Here is a 1,440-nt window from a genome sequence, read left to right as displayed (position 1 = left end):
AGCGCCCGCCAACAGCAGCTTGTGCGCAGCGACTGGTCGCTGCCGCCGGGCGAGCCGTTCACCCAGTCGGCGTGGGACACGGCCAAGACCGGTGGACTGCGCCAATTGCAGGCGCACCGCCACCCGGCGGCGCGCATTGCCGACAGCCGCGCGGACATCGACGCCGACAAGCACGAGGCCCGGCTCGGCGTCACCTACGACCCCGGCCCGGCCTACCGCTTCGGGCCGCTGCGGGTCGTGGGCGGCCAGCGCTACGACCCCGATGGGGCCCGGCGCCTGGCGCACCTGCCCACGGGGGCCGTCTACGACGAAGCGCAGATGCTCGACGCGCAGCTGCGCCTGGCCGGCAGCGGGTACTACGACGCCGTGTTCCTCACGCTCGATACCGAAGGCAGCGACCCGCAGGCCGCGCCGGTGGTGGCGCAGGTGCAGGAAGCCTCGCTGCAGAAGCTGGTGTTCGGCCCCGGCTTCTCGACGGACGGCGGCGCGCGCCTGTCGCTGGAGCATATCCACAACCGGATGCCCGGCCTGGGCTGGCGCGCCGTGACCAAGCTCGCACTGGAGCGCGAGAGCCAGCTCGCCAGCACCGAATGGACCGATCTGCCCGACGAAAACGGCTGGCGCTGGTTTGCCGGCGGCCAGGCGCTGCGCGAGGCCCGGGACGGCTACCGCGTGAACAGCGGGCGTCTGCGTTCCGGCAGCAGCAAGAACACGCGGAACATCGACCGCAACTACTTTCTGCAATACGACTACGCCAACAGCCAGGGGACCGATGCGCCCCCGCCGCGCAGCGCGCTGAGCCTGAACTACGGCTGGACGGGCCGCTACTTCGACAACCCGACGGCCCCCACGCGCGGCCACGGCGTGGCGCTGGAACTGGGCCTGGGAAGCACCCTGCAGCCCCCGCACGACCCCTTCGTGCGCACCCTGCTGCGCTGGCAATCCCTCATTCCAGCCGGGCGGGTGCAGGACAGCGCCGGCCGTGGCCGCGACGCCCGCCTGGCGCTGCGCACCGAAGCCGGCGCGATGCTCGCACGCGAGAGCGCGCAGATCCCCGCGCCCCAGCTCTTTCTCACCGGCGGCGACACCAGCGTGCGCGGCTACGGCTACCACAGCATCGGCGCACGCAGCGGCAACGGCCAGCTCTACGGCGGCCGCTACATGGCGGTGGGCAGCGTCGAATGGCAGCGCCCCATCGTCTACGGCGGCACCATGACCGACTGGGAGAGTGCCCTGTTCATCGACGCCGGCGCAGTCGCTGACCGCGCGGGCGACCTGCGTCCGCGCGTCGGCCTGGGCGCCGGCCTGCGCTGGCGCAGTCCCGTGGGTCCGCTGCAGGTGGACCTGGCCTATGGCGCGAAAACCCGCAAGCTGCGGCTGCACCTGCGCCTGGGGTACAACTTCTGATGCGCGCCCGCCAGCACACGCCCCGCGCCAGCG

The 1,440-nt window shown here is 72.6% G+C and carries 1 protein-coding gene; it reads left to right on the top strand.

Annotated elements, in window-relative coordinates; genetic code table 11:
* A partial coding sequence (locus VTU_RS0105675) for an autotransporter assembly complex protein TamA (protein WP_010101812.1) occupies nt 1-1,407 on the top strand: 1,407 nt, incomplete at its 5' end.
* Between the last annotated feature and the right edge of the window lie 33 nt (nt 1,408-1,440).

Origin of the sequence: Verminephrobacter aporrectodeae subsp. tuberculatae At4 (genome assembly GCF_000193225.1) — a bacterium.
GTDB classification, from domain to species: Bacteria; Pseudomonadota; Gammaproteobacteria; order Burkholderiales; family Burkholderiaceae_C; genus Acidovorax; species Acidovorax aporrectodeae.
Note: the sequence above shows the minus strand (reverse complement) of the source record. Positions and strands in the feature narration are given on the sequence as shown.